Below are 25,392 nucleotides of genomic sequence, written 5' to 3'. Positions count from 1 at the left end.
CCCCCTTCACCGGCCCAGGTAGACCTCGATCACGCGCGGATCGGCGGACACGTGGTCCAGCATCCCCTCCGCGAGGACCGAGCCCTCGTGCAGCACCGTCACCTTCACGCCCAGCGCGCGCACGAAGACCATGTCGTGCTCGACGACTACGACGGACTGCGTCCTCGCGATGTCCTTGAGCAGGATCGCCGTCTGCTCCGTCTCCGCGTCGGTCATGCCGGCGGCGGGTTCGTCGACCAGCAGCAGTTTCGGCTCCTGCGCGAGCAGCATGCCGATCTCCAGCCATTGCTTCTGCCCGTGGCTGAGGTTCGCCGCGCGCTCGCCGCGCTTGTCGGTCAGGCGGATCGTCTCCAGCAGCGTGTCGATGCGCTCCCGCTCCGCCGTGCGCGTGCGATGCAGCAGCGTGGCGAACACCGTGCGCGGCGCGCGCAGCGCCAGCGCCAGGTTGTCCTCGACCGTGTGTCCCTCGAACACCGTCGGCCGCTGGAACTTCCGCCCGATGCCAAGCTCGGCGATGGCCGCCTCGTCGAGCGCGGTGAGGTCCGCGCTGCCGTCGAACAGCACGCTCCCCTCGTCGGGCCGGGTCTTGCCGGTGATGACGTCCATCATGGTCGTCTTTCCGGCCCCGTTCGGGCCGATGATCGCGCGCATCTCCCCGTGCGCAATCTCCAGCGACAGCTCGTTGAGCGCCTTGAACCCGTCGAAGGAAACCGACACCCCGTCGAGGTAGAGCAGCGATGTCGTAAGCTGTCCCGTCATCGCCCCTACTCCGCCGCCTGAGGATCGGGCCGCACGGCATGCGCCGCACCTCCCTTCGCCCCGCGTCTTGCCTCGAGCCGCGCGCGCACCTGCTGCGCGAGGCCGAGCAGCCCCTTCGGCATGAACAGCGTCACCGCCACGAACAGGCCGCCCAGCGCGAACAGCCAGAACTCCGGAAATGCGCCCGTGAACCAGGTCTTGGCGTAGTTCACGAGCACCGCCCCGACAATCGGGCCGAGCAGCGTGCCCCGCCCGCCGACCGCGACCCAGATCACGATCTCGATGGAGTTGGCGGGTGCGAACTCGCTCGGATTGATGATGCCGACCTGCGGCACGTAGAGCGCGCCCGCAAGCCCCGCCAGCATCGCCGACAGCGTCCAGACGAAGAGCTTGTAGTGCTCCACCCGGTAGCCGAGGAAGCGCGTGCGGCTTTCCGCGTCGCGCACCGCGACCAGCACCTTGCCGAGCTTCGAGGTCACCACCAGCCGGCACACGAGGAGACCCGCCACCAGCGCCAGCGCCGAGGCCGCGAACAGCGCCGCGCGCGTCCCCGGCGCCTGGATCGGCGCGCCGAGGATGTCCTTGAAGTCGGTGAGGCCGTTGTTGCCCCCGAAGCCCATGTCGTTGCGGAAGAATGCGAGCAGCAGCGCGAACGTCATCGCCTGCGTGATGATCGAGAGATAGACCCCCGTCACCCGGCTGCGGAACGCGAACCAGCCGAACAGGAACGCCAGCGCCCCCGGCACCGCCAGCACCATCAGCATGGCGAACCAGAACTCGTCGAAGCCGTACCAGTACCAGGGCAGCTCCTTCCAGTTGAGGAACACCATGAAGTCCGGCAGGTCCGGGTTGCCATAGACCCCGCGCCCGCCGATCTGGCGCATCAGGTACATGCCCATCGCATAGCCGCCGAGCGCGAAGAACGCCCCGTGCCCCAGCGACAGGATCCCGCAATAGCCCCAGACCAGATCGACCGACAGCGCGAGCAGCGCATAGGTCAGATACTTGCCGAACAGCGGCACGAGGTGGTCCGGGACGTGCAGCGGGCTCGACGGCGGCACCCACAGGTTCAGCACCGGCACCGCGACTGCGATCGCAAGCAACACAGCGACCAGCACCCACGCCCGGTCGCCCAGAAGGCGTGTTGCAAGCGGGCCCATCATGCCTCCACCGCCCGGCCCTTGAGGGCGAAGAGGCCCCGCGGACGCTTCTGGATGAACAGGATGATGAGGACGAGGACGAGGATCTTGCCCAGCACCGCGCCCGCGTAGGGTTCGAGGAACTTGTTGGCGATGCCGAGCGTGAAGGCCCCGACCAGCGTGCCCCACAGGTTCCCCACCCCGCCGAACACCACGACCATGAAGCTGTCGATGATGTAGCCCTGGCCGAGATTGGGGCTCACATTGTCGATCTGGCTCAGCGCCACGCCCGCCATGCCCGCGATGCCGGAACCGAGGCCGAAGGTCATCGCGTCCACCCAGGGCGTGCGGATGCCCATGGAGCCCGCCATGCGCCGGTTCTGCGTCACCGCCCGAAGGCGCAGGCCGAAGCTCGTGTAGCGCAGCACGCCCACCAGAACGGCGAACACGAGGATCGCGAAGATCACGATGTAGAGCCGGTTCCAGGTGATTGCGAGGCCCCAAAGATCGAACGTGCCCGACATCCAGGAGGGCGCGCCGACCTGCCGATTCGAGGCGCCGAAGATCGTCCGCACCGCCTGCTGGATGATCAGCGACAGTCCCCAGGTCGCCAGCAGCGTCTCCAGCGGGCGCCCGTACAGGAACCGGATCACACCCCGCTCGATGGCGACGCCGACCGCGCCGGCGACGAGGAAGGCGAGCGGGATCGCGATCAGGACCGAGGCGTCGAACAGCCAGGGCGCGTGGGTACGGATCACCTCCTGCACCACGAAGGTCGTGTAGGCGCCGATCATCACCATCTCGCCGTGCGCCATGTTGATGACGCCCATCACGCCGAAGGTGATGGCGAGGCCGATGGCCGCGAGCAGCAGGACCGAGCCCAGCGAGATGCCGTACCAGACGTTCTGGGCGGCATCCCGGATCGCAAGCGTCCGTTCGATGGCGGCGATGCCCGCCCTTGCGGCGTCGGCGAGCGCGCCCTCGCTGCGGGCCGCGACCTGGTTGAGGATGGCGAGCGCGTCGCGATTGCCGCGCGCGGCGACCGTCTCCGCCGCCTCGATCTGCGCCGCCTCCGCAGCCCCGCTCGCCGGGTCTAGGATGGCAGCGGCGCGCGCCTGCGTCATGGTCTGGCGGATGCCGGCGACGGTCTCGTTCGCGATTGCCGCGTCCAGCGCCTCGATCATTGTCGGGTCGGGCCGGGTGAGCAGGGTCCCCGCGGCCTCAGCCCGCGTCGCGGCGTCCGGGCTCATCAGCGTCAGCCCGGCAAGCGCGCCCGCGATGGCGCGCCGCAGATTGTTGTTCACGCGGATCTTCTTGACCGCCGTGCGGCCCGTCTCCCCCAGCGCCTCGCCGGTCAGCGGGTCGGTCAGCACGTATCCCGCCCCGCCGCGCGCGCCCTCGACGACCGCGTTGTCGCCGCGCCGCACGTAGAGGTCGCCTGCCTCCAGCGCCCGCAGCACGTCGGCGACCCGCGGGTCTCCCGTCGCGGCCAACGCGCCGATGGCCTGTTCCGTCTCGTCGAAGCCGCCCGCGCCCAGCGCGTCGACCAGCGGTCGCAGATCCTGCGCGGACACGGGCGCGGCGAACGCACCGCCCAGCAGGCAGAGCAGCAGCGTGAGGCGTCGAAGCAGGTGGAGCATGGCGGGGTCCAGCTAGGGAGGGCCGGTTTCGTCACGGCCGATTTCGTGGGCTGCGCGGAGCAGCCTTGGGGCAGGAAAGCGGTCGCGCGGTCATCCGGCCGGGTGCTTGGGCGGTTCAGCAGCCCGCCCGGCCGGATGGCGCGTCTTCAGGCCGGGCGGATCAGGACCCCTGGCCGCCGCACTTGCCGGTCGCCGTGTTGAAGTTCCCGCACGACATCGGCGCCCGCCAGTCGGAGATCAGCGGCTTCGACTCCGGCAGGTAGTCGGACCACTCGTCGCCCATCACGAGGCCCGGCGTCTCCCAAACGACGGAGAACTGGCCGTCGTCCTGGATCTCGCCGATCAGCACCGGCTTGGTGATGTGATGGTTCGGCATCATCGCGGAATAGCCGCCCGTGAGGTTCGGCACCGCCGTGCCCGGAAGCGCGTCGATCACCGCGTCGGCATCGGTCGTGCCCGCCGCCTCGACCGCCTTCACCCACATGTTGAAGCCGATGTAGTGGGCTTCCATCGGGTCGTTGGTCACGCGGTCGGCATTGCCGATGAACGCCTGCCACTTCTCGATGAATTCGGCGTTCTCGGGCGTGTCCACGCTCATGAAGTAGTTCCACGCCGCGAGGTGGCCGACCAGAGGACCGGTGTCGATGCCCGCAAGCTCTTCCTCGCCGACCGAGAAGGCGACGACCGGAATGTCGGTCGCGGCGATGCCCTGGTTCGCAAGCTCCTTGTAGAAGGGCACGTTGGCGTCACCATTGATGGTCGAGACCACCGCCGTCTTCTTGCCGGCCGAGCCGAACTGCTTGATCTCCGCCACGATCGACTGCCAGTCGGAATGTCCGAACGGCGTGTAGTTGATCATGATGTCCTCGGGCGCGACGCCCAGCTCTTCCTTGAGATAGGTCTCGAGGATCTTGTTCGTGGTGCGCGGATAGACATAGTCGGTGCCCGCCAGCACCCAGCGCTCCACGCCTTCCGTCTGGGCCAGGTAGTCGACCGCCGGGATCGCCTGCTGGTTCGGCGCCGCACCCGTGTAGAACACGTTGCGCGAGGATTCCTCGCCCTCGTACTGCACGGGGTAGAACAGGATCGAGTTCAGCTCCTCGAACACCGGCAGCACCGACTTGCGGCTGACCGACGTCCAGCAGCCGAACACCGCCGCGACCTTCTCCTGCGCGATCAGCTCGCGCGCCTTCTCCGCGAACAGCGGCCAGTCGGAGGCCGGGTCGACGACCACTGCCTCGAGCTGCTTGCCGAGCACGCCGCCCTTCTTGTTCTGCTCCTCGATCAGCATGAGCATGACGTCCTTCAACGTCGTCTCCGAGATCGCCATGGTGCCGGAGAGCGAGTGCAGGATGCCGACCTTGATCGTGTCCTGGGCCGCGGCGTGTTGTGCGGATGCGAACGTCATCCCCAGCGCCAGTGCCGTCCCCAGAAGCCCTCGTGAACCCTTCCAGATGGTCATTCTTCTATCCCCTCTTGCCGCCCGCGATGGACCGGGCTGGGAAGGGAGTTCGCAAGCTGCGTGCCAGCCGTTAACCGTTCCTTGCATCGGCCTGATAAGCCCCTGTCGCCGAACGATCTTTTTGCGTTGCAGCAAAAAGGCCCACGTTCCCGACCCTGCCCAATTTTTGTCTTGTTGCGCCGCAAACACGCAAGGAGCCGCCGAATACGATCATATTTTATGCATTTCTCGAAATGCCCTTGTTTTGGGCATAACCGGCTTCTCTTCAGGCAGGCATCCATGCGCCGGGAGGCAAGGGCCGCAGCCTTGCGCCCGCGCGCCGGGTGCATCGTTTCCTGCAGACCGGGACTGCATCCCCCTCTGCTTGCCGGTGGCGGGTGGGCGTCCTAGAGTTCCCACGGGTCTAGGGAAAAGAGCGCCCCATCAGAGGCGACGGACGCCAGGGAGCATCACCATGAAGACGGACAGGTTTTCCACGATCACGCGGCGCCAGGCGCTGCAACTGGGCGCGGCGGGTGCCGCGCTTGCCGGCATGCCGGGGTTTGCCCGCCAGGCCTTCGCGGCCAGCAATCTGACCCTTGCAGACATCGGCGTCGGCGACACGGGCGACTGGTCGAAGTTCACGAACGCAACCGGCAATTCGGTCAATGTCGTGTCGATGGGCAACGCGCCGTCGGCCGTCGTGAACCAGCTGCTCGCGGGCGGCGGCATGTCGAACTTCCACATCGTCAACATCGTCGGCGGCATGCAGGAGCCGCTGGTCGAGAACAACCTCATTCGCAAGCTCGACCCCTCGCGCATGCCGAACTGGGGCAAGGACGCCTACATCTCGGATTATCTCGCCAAGGGGACGCCGGGCTTCGACTTCATCGGCTACGGAGACGAGTTCTACGGCGTGCCGACGGTCCTGCAGGGCGACTCCTTCGCCTATCTGCCGGACGAGACGGGCGAGCTCGACTCCTACGGCGCCCTCTTCGATCCGAAGTTCAAGGGCTTCGTCGCGCTGGAGGACAATTACACCACCGCCGGGCAGAAGACGGCGCTGTTCCTCAACGCGACCGGCCAGGCGAAGATCGCCGACCCCGCCGACATGACGCCGGAAGAGGTCAAGACGGTCATCGACTTCATGATCGAGAAGAAGCGCGCTGGGCAATTCCGCGTGATCTGGTCGAGCTTCGAGCAGGCGGTGAACCTGCTCACCTCCAAGGAAGTCCATGTGATGGACTGCTGGGAGCCCATGGTCTTCGTGGCGAAGTCGCAGGGCACCAACGCGAAGTACGCCGCGCCGAAGGAAGGCTACCTGCTGTGGGCCATGGCGGCCTACATCGTCAACAACCCGAACATGGGCGAGGCCGACCTCGACGCCACCTACAAGCTGCTCGACTTCATGCTGGGCGGCTGGTACGGCGCGAAGATCACGCTGATGCGCGGCTACATGACGAACCCGCTCGCGGCCGAGTATGCCAAGGCCCACCCGGACGAGTTCACGGCCGAGGAAGCCGCCCGCGTCGCCGAGATCACCGACGGCGTGAAGGCGAAGTTCGAGAAGGGCGGCACCTGGCAGAACCGCTGGCCGACCCACGTCGACGTCTACGAGGAGGAATGGCAGCGCTTCAAGGCTGCCTGACCCTCGCATGCCTCGCAGATGGACTGAAACACTGGCGCGGGCGGCGGTCCTCGGACTGCCGCTCGCGGCGCTCTTCGCGCTGATCCTGGGGCCGCTGGCGATCACGCTCGTCATCAGCTTCTGGGAGAAGACGGGCTTCAGCATGCGGCCCGCCTTCAGCGCCGCGAATTATGCCGCCTTCTTCTCGGGCGTCCGGCTCGAGGTTCTGATGCGCAGCCTCTGGGTGGCCGTCAGCGCGACCGTCATCATGCTGCTGATCGCCTATCCCATCGCCTATCTGGTGGCGACGCGGGTGCGCGAGGCGCTGGTGCGCCCGGTGCTCTTCCTCTTCGCGGTGCCGTTCCTGGTGAACTATGTCGTACGCACCTTCGCCTGGTCGGATCTCCTGTCGCGCAACGGGCTGGTCAACAGCGCGCTCGTCTCCTGGGGGATTGCCGATGCGCCGCTCGACTGGCTGCTCTATTCCGATTTCGCGGTCTATCTCGGCCTCGTGACCGCCTACATGCCCTTCATGGTGTTCCCGATCTGGCTGTCGCTGTCGGGCATCGACCACCGGCTGGTGGAGGCGAGCTGGATGCTCGGCGAAGGACCCTTCACCACCTTCCGCAAGATCGTCCTGCCCCTGTCGCTGCCGGGCGTGATCGCGGCGGCGATCTTCGGCTTCGTCGGCGCGTTCGGCGAGGTCGCGGTGTCGCTGATCCTCGGCGGCACCGGCTACCAGCTACTCGGCAACGCGATCCAGAGCGCGCTCAACGTCCTGCACTACCCGCTCGCGGCGGCAATCTCGTCGGTCTCGACGCTGCTGATGCTGGCGCTGCTGGTCGCCTGGTCGCGGATGTTCGACATCCGCCTCTTCCTCGGCAAGATCATGGGACGCTGATGCAGACCACGACGCTTTCGCGCATCGGCCTGTGGGCGGCCTGGGGCTTCGTGGCCCTGGTGCTGGTATTCCTCTATGCCCCGCTGATCCCGCCCGCGGTCAATTCGTTCGAGGGGGCGGGCGGGGACAAGGGTCTCTTCGTCAATTACGCGGCGATCCTGACCGATCAGCGCCTCGTCGCGGCGGGGCGCATCTCGCTGACGGTGGGCCTGCTCGTCGCGCTGATCTCGCCCCTGCTTGCGCTTCTGGCGGCCGAGGCGGTGCGCGTCTGGCGCATCCCCAAGCTGGTGCTCGGCGTGCTGCTGATCCCGCTGTTCGTGCCCGGCATCTCGATGGGCGTGGCGACCGCGCTGTTCTTCCAGACGCTGGGCATCCAGCCCTCGCTTCTGACCATTACGGCGGTGCAGGTGATCTGGGCGCTGCCTTTCGCCTTCCTCATCATCCTGACGGTGATGGCGAACTTCGACCCCGTGTACCGCGAGGCCGCCTACATGTCGGGGGCGAACCGGCTGCAGGCCTTCTTCGAGGTGGAACTGCCCCAGATCCACCCGGGAATCCTGGGCGCGGCGGTCTTCTCGCTGATCCTGTCGTTCAACGAGACGATCCGAACCTCGGTCGTGCAGGGCGGCCGCAACACGGTGCAGACCTATCTCTGGTCGCAGTACCAGCAGGTCGGCCTGTCGCCCAACCTCTACGCGCTGATGACGGTGCTGATCGTGGCCACGCTTCTGCTCATCGGTGCGCTCGCGGTGATGGACATGCGCGCCGGGCGCAACCGGGGCTAGTCTTCCTCCAGCGGCACGATGTTCGCGGCATCGACGCCGATGCGCACTGCCTCGCCGGGTTTCGCGGCATGGGCGCGGCCCGTCATGGCGGAGAGTTCCTGCCCGTCGGAAAGCGTCAGCCGGTAGTCGGTGTAGAGCCCGCGATAGACCGCGTCGGCAAGCCGCGCGTCGAGCACGAGATCCCGCTCCTCGGCGTCCGCGCCGAGGTGGATGTTCTCCCCGCGGATCGCGATTCCAGCCGCCCCCTCCGGCGCGGCGAACCGTTCGCCCAGCACGACGCGCGCGCCCGCCAGCGTCACCACAGAACGGCCCTCGGCAATCTCGTGGCGACCCTCCAGCACGTTGCAGCCGCGGAAGAAGCGGGCGACGAAGCGGGTGCGCGGGCGGCGGAAGATCTTCTCCGGCGCGTCGCACTGCACGCATTGGCCCCTGTTCAGCACGGCGATCCGGTCGCTCATGGTGAGCGCCTCTTCCTGGTCGTGCGTCACATAGATGAAGGTGGTGCCGGTCGCCTGCTGGATGCGGCGCAACTCGTCCTGCATCTCGCGCCGGATCTTTTCGTCGAGCGCCGAGAGCGGCTCGTCCAGCAGCAGGATCTTCGGCTTGGGCGCAAGCGCGCGGGCGATGGCGACGCGCTGCTGCTCGCCGCCGGAAAGCTGGGTCACGCGGCGCCCCTGGAAGCCCGACAGGCCGACCAGCGTCAGCAGCTCGTCGACGCGCGCGGCGACCTTCGCCTTCGACATCCCCGCACGGCGCAGGCCGTAGGCCACGTTCTCCGCCACCGTCATGTGCGGGAAGTTCGCATATTGCTGGAACACCATGCCGAGGCCGCGCGTCCACGGCTGGGTGCGCGTGATGTCGGCGCCGTCGAGCAGGATGCGTCCCGCGTCGGGCTGCTCCAGCCCCGCGATCATGCGCAGGATCGTCGACTTGCCAGAGCCCGACGGCCCCAGCAGCGTGAAGAACTCCCCCCGCCGGAAGTCGAGCGAGACGCCGTCGGCCGTGACGGTCGTGCCGAACGCCTTGCGGATGGATTCGAGCGCGAGGATCGTGTCCCCGCTCATGCCGCCCGCCCCTCCAGCGTCGTCTCGATGGCGATGCGGATCGCCGCGACCGTCGTCTCCAGCGCCATGGAGGCGAGGTCGGCGCGCTGGTGCAGTTCCAGGGTCTGCTCGTCCCGGATCTGCGCGATCATCTCCGCCACCTGCGCCGGCAGATAGGGCACGTGGATGAAGCCGCAGGGCGTTCCCGGCGCTTCCCGCTCCACGATGCCGAGCGCGGTGTAGAGCGTCGCGTTGCACAGGAAATTGCCCGCCGTGCTCGATGCCCGCGCCGGAATGTCGGCGGCGAGAAGCCGGTTCTGGATCGCCTCCACCGGCAGGGTCGCCACGCGGGTCGCGGGGCCATCCGGCTCGATCGGCCCGTGCTCCATCGCGCCTGCATTGTCCGGGATCTCGAAATCGTTGAGGTTCATGCCGAAACGTTCCAGCCGGATCGCCGGCTCGCCGGGCCAGAGGCCCAGGCAGATCACCCCTTTCGGCCGGTGCTTGCGGATCTCTCCGGCAAGCCGGTCGGCCAGCCCCGCATAGGAGACGGGCAGCACCGCGCCCGCCACCCGCACGCCCGCGACCGTCTGACCGTCGAGTGCGCGCACGACCTCGGCCGCGGGGTTCAGACCCCGCCCGCCATATCCTTCGAACCCAGTGAGAAGCATGACCGTTCGTTGTGTTGCAGCATCCCTGTTACCCAGACGCTACCCAATGCGCAGCCGCTGGACAACACTGCCACGGACAGGGCAACCCTGCCGGACGCCAGCGCCGGGGCTATCGCAGCGCGAAAAGGACCGCGGCGGCCACGCACACCGCCGTCACGCCCCAGAACACCGCATCGATCCGGCGCTTCGCAGTCATGCGCCCCCCCTTCAGTCATAGCTGAAAAGCTCCATGACGATCTGGCGCGGCGGTACGCCCATGGCCAGCAGCGCCTTCTCGCACACCTCCATCATGACCGGCGGACCGCACAGGAAAAAGAGCCAGCGGTTGGCCCCCTCGAACCCGAACACCCGGGCGATGAGGTCCGCGTCGGGCAGGCCGGTCTCGCCCTGCCAGCCGTCCGGCGGGTCGGAGAGCACGTGCACCACGCGCAACGCGCCCTCCGCTTCCAGCGCCCGCAGTTCCTCTTCATGGACGATCTGCTCCCCCACGCGGTTGCCATGGAGCAGGACCGCCGGGCGCGGGTCGCCCTCGCGCCGCATCTGGCGCAGGATACTCAAGAGCGGCGCAATCCCGACGCCGCCCGCGATCAGGGCGATGCCTTCCCCGCTCCGTCCCTCGCGCGTCAGGTGCCCATAGGGGCCGTCGATCCAGGCCCGCGTGCCCGGCGCGACCGCGCCGATGCGCCCGGTGAAGTCCCCCGCTTCCTTGATGAGAAACCGGATCTCCGGCCCCTCTGCCGGTGCGCTCGCGATCGAGAAGGGATTCTCGGCCAGCGAGAACGGGCTGTGCCCGACGTTGAGCCAGACGAACTGGCCGGCCCGGAACGGCAGGCCCGCGTGCCCGTCCGGCGCGATGTGCAGTTCCCATGTCCTGAGCGCGACCTTGCGCACCTGCCCGACCCGGTAGGGACGCCGCGTCTGCAACAGAGGCTTCACCGCATAGACCCACGCAAGCGACGCCGCCGCCAGCGCCAGCAGCAGCACCCAGAACCCGGCGAGGACCGGGTCGGAGCTGTAGCGTCCCGCGACCAGGACGTGGTGCGCGCCCGCGCCGGCCAGGGCCAGCGCGCCCAGGCCGTGCAGCAGCCGCCAGCGCTCATAGGTCATGCCGAGGCCGTCGCGGAAGATCGCGGTCAGCACCAGCGCGGGCAGAAGCAGATAGGCCGCGACCCCCGACACAAGCGCGCCATCGCCCAGAAACAGCGTCATTTGCCGCGTCGGGTCCCAGGGCAGCGGCGGATTGAGGGGCGTCGTGTAGAGAAACGGGTGCAGCAGCACCAGCGCCAGCGCCGTACGGGCCAGCAATTGGTGCAGGCGCATCGTCACGTCCATGCCGATCCTGCCCGAAACGGTCCGGAACCGGCCGGAAAGCACGAACTCCGCAAGAAGAACCGCGAACGCGGCCAGCGCGAGGCCCGAGGACACCTCGTCCAGAAAGGGGCGGCGGGGCTTGTCCTGCAAGGCCGCCAGCGCAAGGGGCGCCAGGACGATCAGGACGTATAGCGGCAACAACAGGCCGGCGTGCATGCTCCCCCCGGACGGCGCGTGCGTCTTGGATCTGCGCGTCTGTCGGACGCAAGTATCGGCGCGTTCGTCCCCCGCCGCAACACGCACCGGACTGCACCGCGGGGACGGCGCCCCGGCAAGGGTTCGCCCGCGCCGCCCCGGGGCCGCCCCCCAGACCGGCCCTGCACCCGGCCGGATCCATCAGGGCAGTTGCGCAATCACGGCGGGGCTGCGTCCCAAATTCCTGGTTGAATATTCAATTCAATGTGAAAATCTCTGTGAAGCAGATCGACGGTGCAGGCTTCCGCGCGCCTCTTCGCACGGCAAGCCCGGAATAACGAACGAGGGCCGGTCAACGCCCCGTCCGGCACCGCAGGGGAGGAAAGCAGGGGTGCGCGTGTGAAGCCGACAGACGTCAGCGATCCGGATTATTTCCACAAGGTGATCGATTGCCAGTGGGCCTGTCCCGCGCACACGCCGGTGCCGGAGTACATCCGGCTGATCGCGGCGGGGCGGTATGACGACGCCTACATGGTCAACTGGAAGTCCAACGTTTTCCCCGGCATCCTTGGCCGCACCTGCGACCGCCCGTGCGAGCCGGCCTGCCGGCGCGGCCGTGTCGAGGAGGAGCCGGTCGCCATCTGCCGCCTGAAGCGCGTGGCCGCCGACAACAAGGGCGACGTGCGCACCCGCTTCCCGGCGATCCCGCGGGAGAAGAACGGCAAGCGCATCGCGCTGATCGGTGCGGGCGTCGCCTCGCTGACGGTTGCGCGCGACCTGATGCCGCTCGGATACGAGGTGGTGATCTACGACGGCGACGCGAAGGCGGGCGGCATGGTGCGCACCCAGATCCCGCGCTTCCGCCTGCCCGAGACCGTGATCGACGAGGAGGTGGACTATATCCTCGACATGGGCGTCGAGACCCGGTTCGGAGCGTGGGTCGGCAGCCTCAAGGGCCTTCTCGACGAAGGCTATGACGCCGTATTCGTCGGCACCGGCGCGCCGCGCGGACGCGATCTCGACATACCCGGGCGGGAGGAGACGCGCGCCAATGTCCACATCGGCATAGACTGGCTGTCGAGCGTCTCGTTCGGCCACGTCGACCGGATCGGCAAGCGGGTCGTGGTGCTGGGCGGCGGCAACACGGCGATGGACTGCTGCCGCACGGCGCTGCGTCTCGGCGGCGAGGAGGTCGACGTCGTCGTCCGCTCCGGCTTCGGGGAGATGAAGGCCTCGCCCTGGGAGAAGGAAGATGCGCTGCACGAGGGCGTGCGCATCTCCAACTTCCTCGTGCCCAAGGAATTCACCCACGAGGGCGGCCGCCTTACCGGCGTGCTGTTCGAGAAGGTGGCCGCGCAGTACGACGACAAGGGCCGCCGCCGCCTCGTCCCGACGGGGGAGCCGGACCATCACGTCCCCTGCGACGACGTGCTTGTGGCCGTCGGGCAGGAGAACGCCTTTCCCTGGATCGAGCGGGACATCGGCCTCGCCTTCGGCGACTGGGACATGCCGGTGGTGGACCCCGTCACCTTCCAGTCGACCCTGCCCAACGTCTTCTTCGGCGGCGATGCGGCCTTCGGGCCCAAGAACATCATCTGGGCGGTGGCTCACGGGCACGAGGCGGCGATCTCCATCGACCGGTTCTGCAAGGGCGAGGACGTCCGCGACCGTCCCCCGCCGGACACCACGCTCGTCAGCCAGAAGATGGGCATCCACGAGTGGAGCTACGACAACGACATCACGCCCGAGCATCGGCACAAGGTGCCCTTGCGCGATAGCGGGATCGCGCTGAAGGACGTGCGCGTCGAGGTCGAACTGGGCTACGACCGCGAACTCGCCTACCGGGAAACGCAGCGCTGCCTCAACTGCGACGCGCAGACCGTGTTTCGCACCGATCTCTGCATCGAATGCGACGCCTGCGTCGACATCTGCCCGACCGACTGCCTGACCATCACGGCCAATGGCGAGGAGCCGGACCTGCGCGCCCGCCTCAAGGTGCCGGCGCACAACCTGGCGCAGGACATCTACGTGTCGGACGACCTGCGCACGGGCCGGGTGATGGTGAAGGACGAGGATCTCTGTCTGCACTGCGGGCTGTGCGCCGAGCGTTGCCCCACCGCCGCGTGGGACATGCAGAAGTTTCTTCTCGAGATGGTTCACGCGGGGGCGGCATGTCGCAGGAACTGACGCGGATCAACGACTTCGTCGTGAAGTTCGCGAACGTCAACGGGTCGGGATCGGCGAGCGCGAACCAGCTTTTCGCGCGTTCGATCCTGGGCATGGGCGTGCCGATCTCCACGCGGAACATCTTCCCCTCCAACATCCAGGGGCTGCCGACCTGGTACGAGGTGCGGGTCAGCGAGGCGGGCTATCTCGGCCGCCGCGGCGGCGTCGACCTCATGGTCGCGATGAACCCGCAGACCTGGGACAAGGACGTCGCCAGCATCGATCCGGGCGGCTACCTGCTCCATGACTCCACCAAGCCGCTGCCGCCCTCGAAATTCCGCGAGGACATCACGGTTCTGGGCGTCCCGCTGACCGAGATCGCGAACCGCGCCTTCGCCGACCCGAAGCAGCGCCAATTGTTCAAGAACATCATCTATCTCGGCGTACTCTCCGCCCTGCTCGACATCGAGCGGGGGGTGATCGAGGACCTGATCGGCAAGCAGTACAAGGGCAAGGACAAGCTGATCGCGCCCAACATCCAGGCCCTCGACCTCGGCCGCGCTTACGCGCTGGAGCATCTCGACTGCCCCATCGGCCTGCGGGTGCGCCGCGCCGACGCGGTCGGGGACCGCATCTTCGTCGAAGGCAACGACGCGACCGCGCTGGGCTGCGTCTATGGCGGCGCCACGGTCGCCGCATGGTACCCGATCACGCCCTCGACCTCGGTCGCGGAAGCGTTCGCAAAGCACTGCAACCGGCTGCGCAAGGACAAGGAGACGGGCCGCAACCGCTTCGCCATCGTGCAGGCGGAGGACGAGCTTGCCGCGATCGGCATGGTCATCGGCGCGACCTGGAACGGCGCGCGCGCCTTCACCGCGACGTCCGGGCCGGGCATTTCGCTGATGCAGGAATTCCTCGGCCTCGCCTATTTCGCGGAGATCCCGGCGGTGATCGTCGATGTGCAGCGCGGCGGGCCGTCGACCGGCATGCCGACGCGGACGCAGCAGTCGGACCTGCTCGCGTGCGCCTATGCCTCTCACGGCGACACGAAGCATGTGCTGCTGATCCCCGAAGACCCGCGCGAGTGTTTCGAGTTCGCGGCCAGGGCGCTCGATCTTGCCGACCGGCTGCAGACGCCGGTGTTCCTCATGTCCGACCTCGACATCGGCATGAACCACTGGCTCTGCGAACCGCTCTCCTGGGACGACACCCGCACCCTCGATCGCGGCAAGGTGCTCACGTTCGAGGAGCTGGAGGCGGGCACGCCCTTCGGCCGCTACCGCGACGTGGACGGCGACGCCATCCCCTACCGCGTCTATCCGGGCACGCACCCTAAGCGCGGCGCCTTCTTCACGCGCGGCACCAGCAAGAACGCGGATGCCGGCTATTCCGAGGAAGGCAGCGACTATGTCGCGAACGTCGACCGCCTGCTGCGGAAGTTCGAGACCGCGCGGACGCTCGTCCCCGCACCCGTGATCCGCCAGGCCGCCCGCCCGACCCGGATCGGCGCGATCTTCTACGGATCGACCGCGCCCGCGATGGGCGAGGCGCTCGACGTGCTCGAGGCCGCGGGCATCCACATGGACACGATGCGCGTGCGCGCCTTCCCCTTCCACGAGGACGCCTTCCGCTTCATCGCCGAACACGACACCGTCTTCGTCGTGGAGCAGAACCGGGACGCGCAGCTGCGCACGCTGCTGGTCAACCAGGGCAACATCGACCCGAAGCGGCTGATCCCCGTGCTGCACTACGATGGCACGCCGATCACCGCGCGCTTCATCGCGGGCGAGATCTCGCACCGGCTGGCCGCCTCCGGGGACGTGGCGCGAAAGGAGCTTGCGTCGTGAGCTATCTGAAACCGAAACTCCACCATCCCGGGCTTCCGACGAACGCGCTCGGCCTGACCCGCTTCGATTATGACGGCGCGGTCTCGACGCTGTGCGCGGGCTGCGGGCACGATTCCATCAGCGCGGCGATCATCCAGGCCTGCTTCGAGATCGACCTGCCGCCGCACCGTCTCGCCAAGCTGTCGGGCATCGGCTGCTCGTCCAAGACGCCGACCTATTTCGTCGGCGCCTCGCACGGCTTCAACAGCGTGCACGGGCGCATGCCCTCGGTGCTGACAGGGGCGAACCTCGCCAACCGCGACCTCGTCTACCTCGGCGTGTCGGGCGACGGCGATACCGCGTCGATCGGGCTCGGACAGTTCGTCCATGCGGTCAGGCGCGGCGTGAACATGCTCTACATCGTTGAGAACAATGGCGTCTACGGGCTGACCAAGGGCCAGTTCTCGGCAACCGCGGACCAGGGCTCGAAGAGCAAGCGCGGCGCGGTGAACACGGACGCGCCCATCGACGTCGTCTCGCTGGCGCTGCAGGCGGGGGCGAGCTTCGTCGCGCGCGGCTTCTCCGGCGACAAGTCGCAACTGGTGCCCCTCATCAAGGCGGGGCTGAAGCATCGCGGCGCGGCCTTCATCGACTGCCTGTCGCCCTGCGTCGCCTTCAACAACCACGCGGGCTCGACCAAGAGCTTCGACTATGTGCGCGACCACAACGCCGCGCTCAACCGGCTCGACGTCATGCCGCCGCGCGCCCAGATCACGGCGGATTACGCCCCCGGAGAGGCGCAGGATGTGACCCTGCACGACGGCTCGACCGTCATCCTGCGCAAGGTGGGCGCGGAACACCCCGTCGGCGACCGCGTTGCGGCGATGAATTACCTGCAGGAGCGTCAGGCCGAGGGCGAGATCGTCACCGGGCTGATCTACCTCGACCCGGAGGCCGACGACCTGCACGCCCACCTCGGCACCGTCGAGACGCCGCTGGCGCATCTCGGGACCGGCGACCTTTGCCCGGGCAGTGCCGCGCTGGAGGCGATCAACGCATCGCTGCGCTGAGCGTGTCCGCCCGGACCGAGGCCGCCTGAAATCGGCTCGAATTAAGTGAAGTAACGAAATTCCCGAGGGCTGCGGGCGTGCCAATATTGATCGTCCGCGGGATATTTCGGAGGAGCCGATGAAAATGCCCTCGACGACCGGAACGAGGCGCGCAACGGTTCTTGCGGCCGCCCTGCTGATGAGCGGATGCGCCACGAACGCGACCGTGTCAGACGTGCGATGGTCCCGCGTCTATTCGGAGGATGCGCTGCAGGCGATGTCCGCCGGCGGAATGGCGACGGAAGTGATCGGCGCGAACGCCGAGGACGCGACGCGCGACATCCGCCTGCCTGCACATGCCGGGGGCGCGAAGCTCGTTCCCGTCCAGCCGGGTACCGCCCGCGACCGGCTTGTCCTCGTCTTCGATCCACGCGGCGCGGGCGCGGCGCGCACCGCCTGCATGGGCGGCGCGGCCAGCGGCGCGCCGGCGGGCGGGCTGAAGGTCACGGCGGTCCTGTGCGACGGGACGGTCGCCCGCGCCTACGGGACACAGACCGTCGCGGCCGTGAGCGGGCCTGGCGCGCCCGGCTATGCGGAGGCGATGCGGGAGCTTCTCGGCGCCATCCTGCCGCCCTCGGCGATCCGCAGGTTCGAGCAGCCGAAGCCCTGAGCGGATGCGCCGTTCAAACGGCCACACTCATCCGCGATAGGTGCGCGCCTCGAGCGGCAGGTCCCGTATCTCTTGCCGGAGCATGTCGAGCAGCGCCCGCTCCGCCCTGTTGAGGTGGGAGGCGGGATTCGTCACCAGCAGGATGTCGACCTCCGGCGGGTCGTCATAGGGCGGCAGGCGCCACAAATGGCCGGCATCCACATCCGCCTTCGCCACGTGCAGCGGAAGCGGACCGATGCCGAAGCCGGCAACGATCATGCGGCGCACCTCCTCCAGGTGCGAGGAGATACCGACGATGCGCTCGTCGAGCTTCGCGCGTGCGCGCAGGATCGCCACCTGGTAGAGCGCGTCTGTCGTCCGGTCGGTATGGAAGGAGACCGAGGTTTCGCCCCGCAGGTCGTCGAGCGTCAGTGCGCTGCGCCCGAACAGCCGGTGCTGGGGCCCGCAGAAAAATCCGAAGAATTCCCGGTAGAGCACTGCATGATCGAGCCGCGGGTCGGGGCGATGCACCAGGCACACCGCGAAGGAGGCGCGCTTCTGCAGGACGGAGGCGATGGCCTCCTCGCTCGGCATCACGTCGAGCTGGAAGACCGCCTTCGGATGCCGGCGGTGGAACGCCGATAGCGTGCGGTCGAACACCGGGCAGACCACGTGGCTCGCCATGGAGATCTGGATCGCACCCGTCACCTCTTCCTGCACCTCGCGCATCATCACCTGCAGCCGGCTGACCGAGCCGAAGATGTCGATGCACTCGCCATGCAACCGCTGCCCCGCCGTGGTGGGCGCGAAGCGGTTGGGTCCGCGGTCGATGAGGCGGCGCCCCACGTGCGCCTCCAGGCGGCGCAAGGCATTGCTGACCGTCGGCTGCTTGAGGCCCAGCCTGTCGGCAGCGGCCGTGATGCTCTGGCAGTCCATGATGACGAGGAAGGTGCGCAGGAGGTTCCAGTCGAGGTCCCAGACGAGACGTTCGCCGCGCGCGGCAGATCGGGAAGGCGTGTAGGGCATCATTCACTGTCTCTATGACATGTATTCGTATTATTTATTTGAAGAATGTCACGTCCTCCCGGAAACTCCTAGCCTGAATACGAGGAGGGCCGGCCACAAAGGCCGGCCGCAACGACAGGAGTGGGATCATGCTCAAGGGATTTCTGACGGGGATACTCGCGCTCGGCCTCGGGGCCAGCGTGATGGCGGCGGCGCCCGCGCAGGCGGACGAGCTTGCCGCGATCAAGAAGGCCGGCGAGATGCGCATCGCCATGAGCGGCGCCTACCCGCCCTTCAACTTCGTCAACGACAAGAACGAGGTCGTGGGCTTCGACCCGGCCATCGGGCGCGAGATCGCGCGGCGCATCGGCGTCGAGCCCGTGATCGTCACCACCGCGTGGGACGGCATCATCGCGGGCCTGCTGGCGGCCAAGTACGACACGATCGTCGGCTCCATGTCGATCACGCCGAAGCGCCAGGAAGTCATCGATTTCGTCGGTCCCTACTACCGGGCGGGCCGCGCGGTGTTCGTGCCCGAGGAGTCCTCCATCCAGTCGCTCGACGAACTGAAGGGCAAGACGCTCGGCGTCACGCTGGGCGAGACGCACGAGAAGTGGGCGCGCGAGAAGGGCGGCTGGGACATCCGCACCTACAAGGGCCTGCCTGAACTGCTGCTGGAGGTGCAGTCGGGCCGCGTCGACGCCATCGTCGTGGACAACATCCCCGTGCGCGTGGCCATGCAGAAGAACGGCGCGAAGGTCCGCCAGCTCGACACGCCCGACATCGAGGGCGGCAATGTCGCGGTCGGCATCGCCATCCGCAAGGGCAATCCGGAGCTGAAGGCGGCGATGCAGAAGGCGCTGGACGACATGATGGCGGACGGCACCTACGAGAAGATCGCGCTGGAGTGGATCGGCGCGGACATCCGCTGACGCCCGCGTGACGGCGCTTCACGGCGCCCCGGCGGCTGGCCTCGTGCGCACCTGAGGGCGCGCAACCGGCCGCCGGGCGTTCCTTCGGCCGCCATTTCCTACCCGAGGGCCGCCCGCGATGGATGTCGAACTGATCGTCAAGGTACTGCCGTTCTTCGCGCAGGCCGCCTGGGTCACGGTGCAGCTCTCGGTGCTGGCGCTTCTGCTGGCGCTCGCGTGCGGGGCGGCGGGGGCAGCGCTGAAGCTCTCGCGGCTCGCCCCCTTGCGGTGGATCGGCACGGCCTATGTCAGCGTCTTTCGCGGCACGCCCGCGCTCATTCAACTGTTCGTCTGGTACTTCGGCGGCCCGCAGGTGGGTATCCGGCTGGAGCCGTTCGAGGCCGGCGTCATCGGCATCGGCGTCAACATCGGCGCCTACATGACCGAGAGCATCCGCGGCGCGATCCTCGCGGTCGACAAGGGGCAGGTGGAGGCCGCGCGCAGCCTGGGCCTCAGCCGCTTCCAGACCCTGCGCAAGGTCACGCTGCCGGAGGCCGCGCGCCTGATGATCCGCCCGCTGGGCGTCAATTCGGTCGCGCTGATCAAGGGCACCGCGCTCGTTTCCGCGATCTCGGTCGTGGAGCTGACCTACACCGCGCACCGCTTCATCGGCTCGACCTACCGGCCCTTCGAGATGCTGATGCTGTCGGGCGCCTTCTACATCCTCATCGTCTATGCGCTGATCGCCGTGATCGAGCGCCTGGACCGCCGCTACGCATTCGACTGAAGGGGGCGGACATGCAAGGTCTCGATTTCACCGTCGTCCCCGAATACGCCGACATCATCGCCATCGGCGTGGTGTGGACGGTCCTGCTGACCGTCCTGTCGGCGGCGCTGAGCTTCTTCGGCGGTATCGGGCTGGCGCTCGCGCGGCTCTACGGCCTGCTGCCGCTGCGCTGGGCGGTCCGGGTCTTCACCTGGGCGTTCATGGGGACGCCGTTGCTGCTGCAACTGTTCCTCATCTATTTCGGGCTGAACCAGGTCGGCATCGACATCCCGGCGTTCTGGTCGGGCGTGATCGGGCTTGGCCTGCATTTCGCGGTCTACAACGCCGACGTGATCCGCGCGGGCATCGTCGCGGTCGACCGCGGCCAGTACGAGGCGGCACGCAGCCTCGGCCTCGGCGGCGGGCAGGCGATGACGCGCATCGTCATTCCGCAGGCGGTCCGCAGCGTGACGCCGCCGCTCGGCAACAACCTGATCGCGCTGCTGAAGGAATCGGCGCTCGTCTCGGTGATCGGGGTGACGGAACTGGTGCACGCCTCGCAGCTTGCGATCAGCGAGACGTTCCGCCCGTTCGAGTTCTACATCACCGCGGCGGCGCTCTACTACGTCATCAACTACGCGCTGGAACTGGTTCTCGGCCGGATCGAGAAGCGCGTGGCGCTGTCGCGCTGACGGCGCAGCAAATACGGGACAGGACACCATGACGGCGATGGTCGAGGTCAGGCAGGCCCGCAAGAGCTTCGGCGCGCACGAGGTGCTGAAGGGCATCGACCTGTCGGTCGAACGCGGCCAGATCGTGGGCATCATCGGGCCCAGCGGGTCGGGCAAGTCGACCCTGCTGCGCGCGATCAACCACCTGGAGACGCTCGATTCCGGAGAGGTCTGGCTCGACGGCGTGCAGGTCAACAAGACGTTGCCGCACCGCCAGTTCGAGAAGCACATCAACCAGGTGCGCCAGCAGATGGGCATGGTGTTCCAGCACTTCAACCTGTTCCCGCACCTGACCGTGCTGGAGAACATCACCATGGCGCCCATGCTGCTGAAGAAGAGCGGCAAGGCAGAGGCGCGCGCGCTGGCGGAGGAGCTTCTGAACAAGGTCGGCCTCATCGACCACATCGACTATTACCCCTCGCGCCTGTCTGGCGGGCAGAAGCAGCGCGTCGCGATCGCCCGCGCGCTTGCCATGCAGCCGAAGGTCATGCTGTTCGACGAGGCGACGTCCGCCCTCGACCCGGAGCTTGTGGACGAGGTGAACCTCGTGATGAAGCAGCTCGCGAAGGAGCACATGACGATGCTGATCGTCACGCACGAGATGCGCTTCGCGGGCGAGGTCGCCGACGAGATCCTGTTCATGGACGAGGGCGTGGTGGTCGAGCAGGGTCCGCCGCAGAAGATCTTCTCCGCGCCGGAAAAGGAGCGCACGCGCGGCTTCCTGCGCAAGTACCTGAACGGCAACGGGGCGTGAGGCGCCGACGGAAATGACCGATGCCGGACCCTTTCCCGATTACGGCCTGACGCCTGAGCAGCGGCGCGAGGCCGTGACCGGCCATTACTACGAATATCCCGGCATGGACGGTCCGCGCGGGGAGATCTGGGCCTACAGCGACCGCATAACCTATGCGCCCGGCGAGATCGTCACGCTGTTCGTCAGCACGACGGCGCCGCGCTTCGACCTGGAGGTCGCGCGCGACGGGGCGGACCTGCGCACGGTCCTGACACGCACCGGGATCGAGGGGCGCTGGCAGGACACGCCCGCCGACTGCTCCGTCACCGGCTGCGGCTGGAGCCCGGCCTTCGCGTTCGAGGTGGAAGCCGGCTGGCCGTCGGGCGCCTATCGCGTGACCTTGCGCACCGAGGGCGGGGACGGCCAGCCCATCGTCAGCCATCACCTGTTCGTGGTGCGGCCCCCGGCGGGCGCGCCGCGCGCAGGCCGCCTGCTGCAGGTCGCGGCGACGGGGACGTGGACCGCCTACAACACCTGGGGCGGCTCGAACCACTACCAGGGCATCACCGGCGCGGACGGGCAGCAATACGCCCCCGTCGTCAGCCTGGAACGGCCGTGGGCGCGCGGCTTCACCGTGCTGCCGGAGGACGCGCCCCGCGTGCCGCTGGAGGTGAGCGTGCCGCCCGGCGCCTCGCCCCGCTATCCGCACATGGAGTGGGCGTTCGCCAACGGCTACAGCAAGAAATACGCGTCCGCCGGATGGGCGAGCTACGACAGCCACTTCTTCCGCTGGGCCGAGCGGGCGGGATATGCGGTCGACCTCGTCGCCCAGCACGACCTGCATTTCCGGCCCGGCGTGCTCGACGGCTACGCCTGTGCCGTCTTCACCGGCCATGACGAATACTGGACCTGGGAGATGCGCGACGCCATCGACGCCTTCGTCGAGGGCGGCGGGCGCGCGGCGCGCTTCGCGGGCAATTTCATGTGGCAGACGCGGCTCGCCGACGAGGGCCGCCGGCAGGTTTGCTACAAGTACCGCGCGCGCGCCGAGGACCCCGTCTACCGCAGCACCGACACGACGCGCACCACGACCTCCTGGGAGGCGCCGGAGGTCGGGCGGCCGGGTGCGGCAACCTTCGGCCTCAACGCCACGCGCGGCCTCTACATCGGCTGGGGCGGATGCGCGCCGCGCGGGGTCCGCGGCTTCCCCGTCTACCGGCCGGAGCATTGGGCCTTCAAGGGCACCGGGCTCTACTACGGCGACATCCTGGGCGCGGACTCCCATGTCTTCGGCTACGAGGTCGACGGCGCGGAATACGTCATCCGCAACGGCGTGCCCGAGGTGCTGCCGACCGAGGGCGTGCCGGAGGGGATGGAGGTGCTCGCGCTCGGCGTCTCCTCCCTCGTGGAGGAAAACGCCGACATCCCCGCCTACGACCAGTTCCTGACCGACGCCGACGCCCGCTTCGTCGCCGAAACGCTGATCGGCGACACGAGCCCCGCAAGCATCGGGAAGATCAAGCGCGGCTGCGGGATGATCGTGAATTTCGCAAAGGGCGCGGGCGAGGTGTTCCACGCCGGAAGCTGCGAATGGGTGGCGGGCCTGAAACGCCGCGATCCGATGGTCGAGCGGGTCACCGCCAATGTTCTCGACCGCTACCTGGGCGGCTGACCGGGGCCGCCCTCAGACCTGCCCACACATTCGAAAGACACAAGGACCATGCAGACCTCACCCGCCGCCACCGTGTTTCCGTCCGGCCCGTCCAACCTGTTCTACCAGTCGCGGCTGCAGCGCCCGACGCTCGACCGGGCCGAGGGCATCTACATCTGGGACCGCGAAGGCAACCGCTGGATCGACGGGTCGAGCGGGGCGATGGTCGCGAACATCGGGCACTCGAACCCGCGCGTGCTCGCCGCCATGCGCGCGCAGATGGACCGCGCGACCTTCGGCTACCGGCTGCATTTCGCCAACGAGCCGGCCGAGCGGCTCGCCAACCTCACGGCCTCGCTCATGCCCGAGGGGCTCGACCGCGTGTTCTTCGTCTCCGGCGGGTCGGAGGCGGTGGAAAGCTGCCTCAAGCTCGCCCGGCAATGGGCGGTCGCCACGGGACAGGACAGCCGCTGGAAGGTGATCGCGCGCCACCCCTCCTACCATGGCTCGACGCTTGGCGCGCTGGCCGTCACGGGCTACGCCCCGCTGTCTGAGCCGTTCGCGCCCATGTTCACGGCCATGCCGAAGATCCCGGCGCCGACCTGCTATCTCGACCGCGACAACTACACCGACGCCGAACGCGGCCTGCGCTATGCCGAGATGCTGCGCGAGGAAATCCTGGCGCAGGGGCCCGACAGCGTGCTCGCCTTCATCATGGAGCCGGTGGGCGGCGCCTCGACCGGCGCGCTGGTCGCGCCCGACAGCTATTACGCCCGCATCCGCGAGATCTGCGACGAATTCGGCATCCTGCTGATCTACGACGAGGTGATGACCGGCGCGGGCCGCACGGGCCGCTTCCTCGCCGCAGAGCATTGGGGCATCCGGCCCGACATCGTCGCCCTCTCCAAGGGCTTCGCGGCGGGCTACGCCCCCTTGGGCGCGATGGTGGCCGCCCGGCGGCTGGTCGAGCCGGTGCTGGACGCGGGCGGCTTCATGCACGGCTACACCTATGCCGGAAACCCGCTCGCCTGCGCCGCGGGCCTCGCCGTGATCCGCGAAATCCTCGACCAGGACCTGACCGGCAATGCCGGGCGCATGGGCGCGTTGCTGAAGGCGGAGATGACGGCGCTGATGGACCGCTATCCCTTCGTCGGCGACGTGCGCGGCAAGGGCTTGCTGCTGGCCTTCGAGATGGTCGCCGACCGGGAGACCATGACGCCCCTGCCCAGGGAATGGAACGCGCATGCCCGCCTCGTCGAGCATGCCTACGCCCGCGGCCTCGTCGTCTACTCGCGGCGCACGCGCGGCGGGATCGAGGGCGACCACATCCTCGTCTGCCCGCCGCTGATCGTCACCGAGCCGCAGATCGGAGAGATCATGGAGCGCCTGGTGGCGAGCCTCGACGCGCTCGCCGCCGAGCTTGGCCTGCCGCGCGGCTGAAAGGAACGCCCGATGAAGAACAAGGTCGTCATCACCTGCGCGGTCACGGGCTCGATCCACACGCCGACCATGAGCCCCCACCTGCCGGTCACGCCCGACGAGATCGCCGAACAGTCGATCGCCGCGGCGGAGGCCGGAGCGGCGATCCTGCACCTGCACGCCCGCGAGCCGAAGACGGGCAAGCCGAGCGCGGACCCGGACGTCTTCATGGCCTTCCTGCCGCGGATCAAGCAGGCGACGGACGCGGTGCTCAACATCTCGACCGGCGGATCGTCGCAGATGACGCTGGCGCAACGCCTGGCCCCGGCGATGCGCGCGGAGCCGGAGATGTGCTCGCTCAACATGGGCTCGATGAACTTCGGCATCTTCCCCATGAAAGACGCCTACGCCGAATGGACGCACGACTGGGAGCCGGGGTTCCTGGAGGCGACGCGCGACGTCGTGTTCAAGAACACCTTCGCCGACATCGAGCACATCCTGGCGGCGCTGGGCGAGGGCTGCGGCACGCGCTTCGAGTTCGAGTGCTACGACACCGGCCACATCCAGACGCTTGCCTGGTACCGCCGGCAGGGCCTGCTGAAGGGGCCGCTGTTCCTGCAGTTCGTCATGGGCGTGCTGGGCGGCATCGACGCCGCGCCGGAGCAGCTCGTGCACATGAAGGCGACCGCCGACCGGCTGCTCGGCGGCGACTACCACTTCTCGGTGCTCGCGGCGGGCGGCAGGCAGATGGGGCTCGGCACCATGGGCGTCGTGATGGGCGGAAACGTCCGCGTGGGGCTGGAGGACAGCCTGACGATCAGGCGCGGCGAACTGGCCCGCAGCAACGCCGAACAGGTCGCCAAGATCCGCCGCATCGTCGAGGAACTGGGCCACGAGATCGCCACGCCCGACGAGGCGCGCAGCCTCATCGGCCTCAAGGGCGGCGACCGGGTGGCGTTCTAGGGCCGCGTCGG

22 protein-coding genes are annotated in these 25,392 nt (G+C 68.2%); 14 read left to right on the top strand and 8 right to left on the bottom strand.

The genetic code is table 11. The features are described 5' to 3' along the window. Positions 1 to 6 precede the first annotated feature (6 nt). The 4 genes from urtD to urtA form a co-directional block, all read right to left on the bottom strand. Entirely contained in the window at positions 7 to 759 is a 753-nt protein-coding gene (urtD, locus tag NJQ99_RS11675) for an urea ABC transporter ATP-binding protein UrtD (protein WP_269333006.1), read from the bottom strand. Between the two features lie 5 nt (positions 760 to 764). Then, positions 765 to 1,922: an urea ABC transporter permease subunit UrtC gene (gene urtC, locus NJQ99_RS11670; protein WP_269333005.1), complete on the bottom strand. Its 1,158-nt coding sequence runs from the start codon at positions 1,920 to 1,922 to the stop codon at positions 765 to 767. Then, a complete protein-coding gene (urtB, locus tag NJQ99_RS11665) occupies positions 1,919 to 3,538 on the bottom strand; it encodes an urea ABC transporter permease subunit UrtB (RefSeq protein ID WP_269333004.1) in 1,620 nt (539 codons plus the stop codon). The genes urtC and urtB overlap by 4 nt, the downstream gene beginning before the upstream one ends. 160 nt (positions 3,539 to 3,698) lie before the next feature. Further along, a complete protein-coding gene (gene urtA / locus NJQ99_RS11660; protein WP_269333227.1) occupies positions 3,699 to 4,946 on the bottom strand; it encodes an urea ABC transporter substrate-binding protein in 1,248 nt (415 codons plus the stop codon). A 508-nt stretch (positions 4,947 to 5,454) separates the two neighbouring features. On the opposite strand from urtA, the gene NJQ99_RS11655 reads away from it, so the two are divergent. The 3 genes from NJQ99_RS11655 to NJQ99_RS11645 are packed head-to-tail and all read left to right on the top strand — an operon-like array spanning position 5,455 to position 8,292. After that, positions 5,455 to 6,627, top strand: coding sequence for an ABC transporter substrate-binding protein (locus tag NJQ99_RS11655; protein WP_269333003.1), 1,173 nt, complete (start codon positions 5,455 to 5,457; stop codon positions 6,625 to 6,627). A 7-nt stretch (positions 6,628 to 6,634) separates the two neighbouring features. After that, on the top strand, positions 6,635 to 7,507 hold the full coding sequence (locus NJQ99_RS11650; protein ID WP_269333002.1) for an ABC transporter permease: 873 nt from the start codon (positions 6,635 to 6,637) through the stop codon (positions 7,505 to 7,507). Further along, a complete protein-coding gene (locus NJQ99_RS11645) occupies positions 7,507 to 8,292 on the top strand; it encodes an ABC transporter permease (RefSeq protein ID WP_269333001.1) in 786 nt (261 codons plus the stop codon). Before NJQ99_RS11650 ends, NJQ99_RS11645 begins: the two co-directional genes overlap by 1 nt. On the opposite strand, the gene NJQ99_RS11640 is transcribed toward NJQ99_RS11645, so the two are convergent. The 3 genes from NJQ99_RS11640 to NJQ99_RS11630 all read right to left on the bottom strand — a co-directional run bounded on the left by NJQ99_RS11640 (position 8,289) and on the right by NJQ99_RS11630 (position 11,533). Continuing rightward, positions 8,289 to 9,356, bottom strand: coding sequence for an ABC transporter ATP-binding protein (locus NJQ99_RS11640; protein WP_269333000.1), 1,068 nt, complete (start codon positions 9,354 to 9,356; stop codon positions 8,289 to 8,291). The genes NJQ99_RS11645 and NJQ99_RS11640 overlap by 4 nt on opposite strands. Then, positions 9,353 to 10,006: a pyroglutamyl-peptidase I family protein gene (locus NJQ99_RS11635; protein WP_269332999.1), complete on the bottom strand. Its 654-nt coding sequence runs from the start codon at positions 10,004 to 10,006 to the stop codon at positions 9,353 to 9,355. The genes NJQ99_RS11640 and NJQ99_RS11635 overlap by 4 nt, the downstream gene beginning before the upstream one ends. A 207-nt stretch (positions 10,007 to 10,213) precedes the next feature. Continuing rightward, entirely contained in the window at positions 10,214 to 11,533 is a 1,320-nt protein-coding gene (locus tag NJQ99_RS11630) for a ferredoxin reductase family protein (RefSeq protein ID WP_269332998.1), read from the bottom strand. 378 nt (positions 11,534 to 11,911) lie between these two features. Here NJQ99_RS11630 and NJQ99_RS11625 point away from each other — a divergent pair, with 378 nt between their 5' ends. The 4 genes from NJQ99_RS11625 (at position 11,912) to NJQ99_RS11610 (ending at position 17,223) form a co-directional block, all read left to right on the top strand. Continuing rightward, positions 11,912 to 13,699, top strand: coding sequence for an FAD-dependent oxidoreductase (locus NJQ99_RS11625; protein ID WP_269332997.1), 1,788 nt, complete (start codon positions 11,912 to 11,914; stop codon positions 13,697 to 13,699). Continuing rightward, a complete protein-coding gene (locus tag NJQ99_RS11620; protein WP_269332996.1) occupies positions 13,684 to 15,525 on the top strand; it encodes a 2-oxoacid:acceptor oxidoreductase subunit alpha in 1,842 nt (613 codons plus the stop codon). The genes NJQ99_RS11625 and NJQ99_RS11620 overlap by 16 nt, the downstream gene beginning before the upstream one ends. Further along, positions 15,522 to 16,574, top strand: coding sequence for a 2-oxoacid:ferredoxin oxidoreductase subunit beta (locus NJQ99_RS11615; protein ID WP_269332995.1), 1,053 nt, complete (start codon positions 15,522 to 15,524; stop codon positions 16,572 to 16,574). The genes NJQ99_RS11620 and NJQ99_RS11615 overlap by 4 nt, the downstream gene beginning before the upstream one ends. A 124-nt stretch (positions 16,575 to 16,698) precedes the next feature. Next, positions 16,699 to 17,223: a hypothetical protein gene (locus NJQ99_RS11610; protein WP_269332994.1), complete on the top strand. Its 525-nt coding sequence runs from the start codon at positions 16,699 to 16,701 to the stop codon at positions 17,221 to 17,223. A gap of 27 nt (positions 17,224 to 17,250) precedes the next feature. Here NJQ99_RS11610 and NJQ99_RS11605 read toward each other — a convergent pair whose 3' ends face one another. Next, the gene (locus NJQ99_RS11605) at positions 17,251 to 18,231 is read right to left on the bottom strand and encodes a LysR family transcriptional regulator (protein ID WP_269332993.1); all 981 of its coding nucleotides are present in this window, start codon (positions 18,229 to 18,231) and stop codon (positions 17,251 to 17,253) included. 125 nt (positions 18,232 to 18,356) lie between these two features. On the opposite strand from NJQ99_RS11605, the gene NJQ99_RS11600 reads away from it, so the two are divergent. The 7 genes from NJQ99_RS11600 (at position 18,357) to NJQ99_RS11570 (ending at position 25,381) form a co-directional block, all read left to right on the top strand. Next, positions 18,357 to 19,139, top strand: coding sequence for an ABC transporter substrate-binding protein (locus NJQ99_RS11600; RefSeq protein WP_269332992.1), 783 nt, complete (start codon positions 18,357 to 18,359; stop codon positions 19,137 to 19,139). 118 nt (positions 19,140 to 19,257) lie between these two features. Continuing rightward, on the top strand, positions 19,258 to 19,905 hold the full coding sequence (locus tag NJQ99_RS11595; RefSeq protein WP_269332991.1) for an amino acid ABC transporter permease: 648 nt from the start codon (positions 19,258 to 19,260) through the stop codon (positions 19,903 to 19,905). Positions 19,906 to 19,916: 11 nt separating this feature from the next. Further along, a complete protein-coding gene (locus tag NJQ99_RS11590) occupies positions 19,917 to 20,576 on the top strand; it encodes an amino acid ABC transporter permease (RefSeq protein ID WP_269332990.1) in 660 nt (219 codons plus the stop codon). Positions 20,577 to 20,613: 37 nt separating this feature from the next. Continuing rightward, the gene (locus NJQ99_RS11585; RefSeq protein WP_269333226.1) at positions 20,614 to 21,369 is read left to right on the top strand and encodes an amino acid ABC transporter ATP-binding protein; all 756 of its coding nucleotides are present in this window, start codon (positions 20,614 to 20,616) and stop codon (positions 21,367 to 21,369) included. Between the two features lie 13 nt (positions 21,370 to 21,382). Next, positions 21,383 to 23,020 carry a N,N-dimethylformamidase beta subunit family domain-containing protein gene (locus tag NJQ99_RS11580; RefSeq protein ID WP_269332989.1) on the top strand — a complete coding sequence of 546 codons (1,638 nt, stop codon included), beginning with the start codon at positions 21,383 to 21,385 and terminating at the stop codon, positions 23,018 to 23,020. Positions 23,021 to 23,068: 48 nt separating this feature from the next. Beyond that, entirely contained in the window at positions 23,069 to 24,439 is a 1,371-nt protein-coding gene (locus NJQ99_RS11575; protein WP_269332988.1) for an aminotransferase family protein, read from the top strand. Positions 24,440 to 24,451: 12 nt separating this feature from the next. Then, positions 24,452 to 25,381, top strand: coding sequence for a BKACE family enzyme (locus NJQ99_RS11570; protein ID WP_269332987.1), 930 nt, complete (start codon positions 24,452 to 24,454; stop codon positions 25,379 to 25,381). Positions 25,382 to 25,392 lie beyond the last annotated feature (11 nt).

Source organism: Futiania mangrovi (assembly GCF_024158125.1).
Classification (GTDB): Bacteria; Pseudomonadota; Alphaproteobacteria; order Futianiales; family Futianiaceae; genus Futiania; species Futiania mangrovi.
The sequence above is the reverse complement of the archived record's forward strand: the minus strand, read 5'-3'. Positions and strand labels throughout refer to the sequence as shown.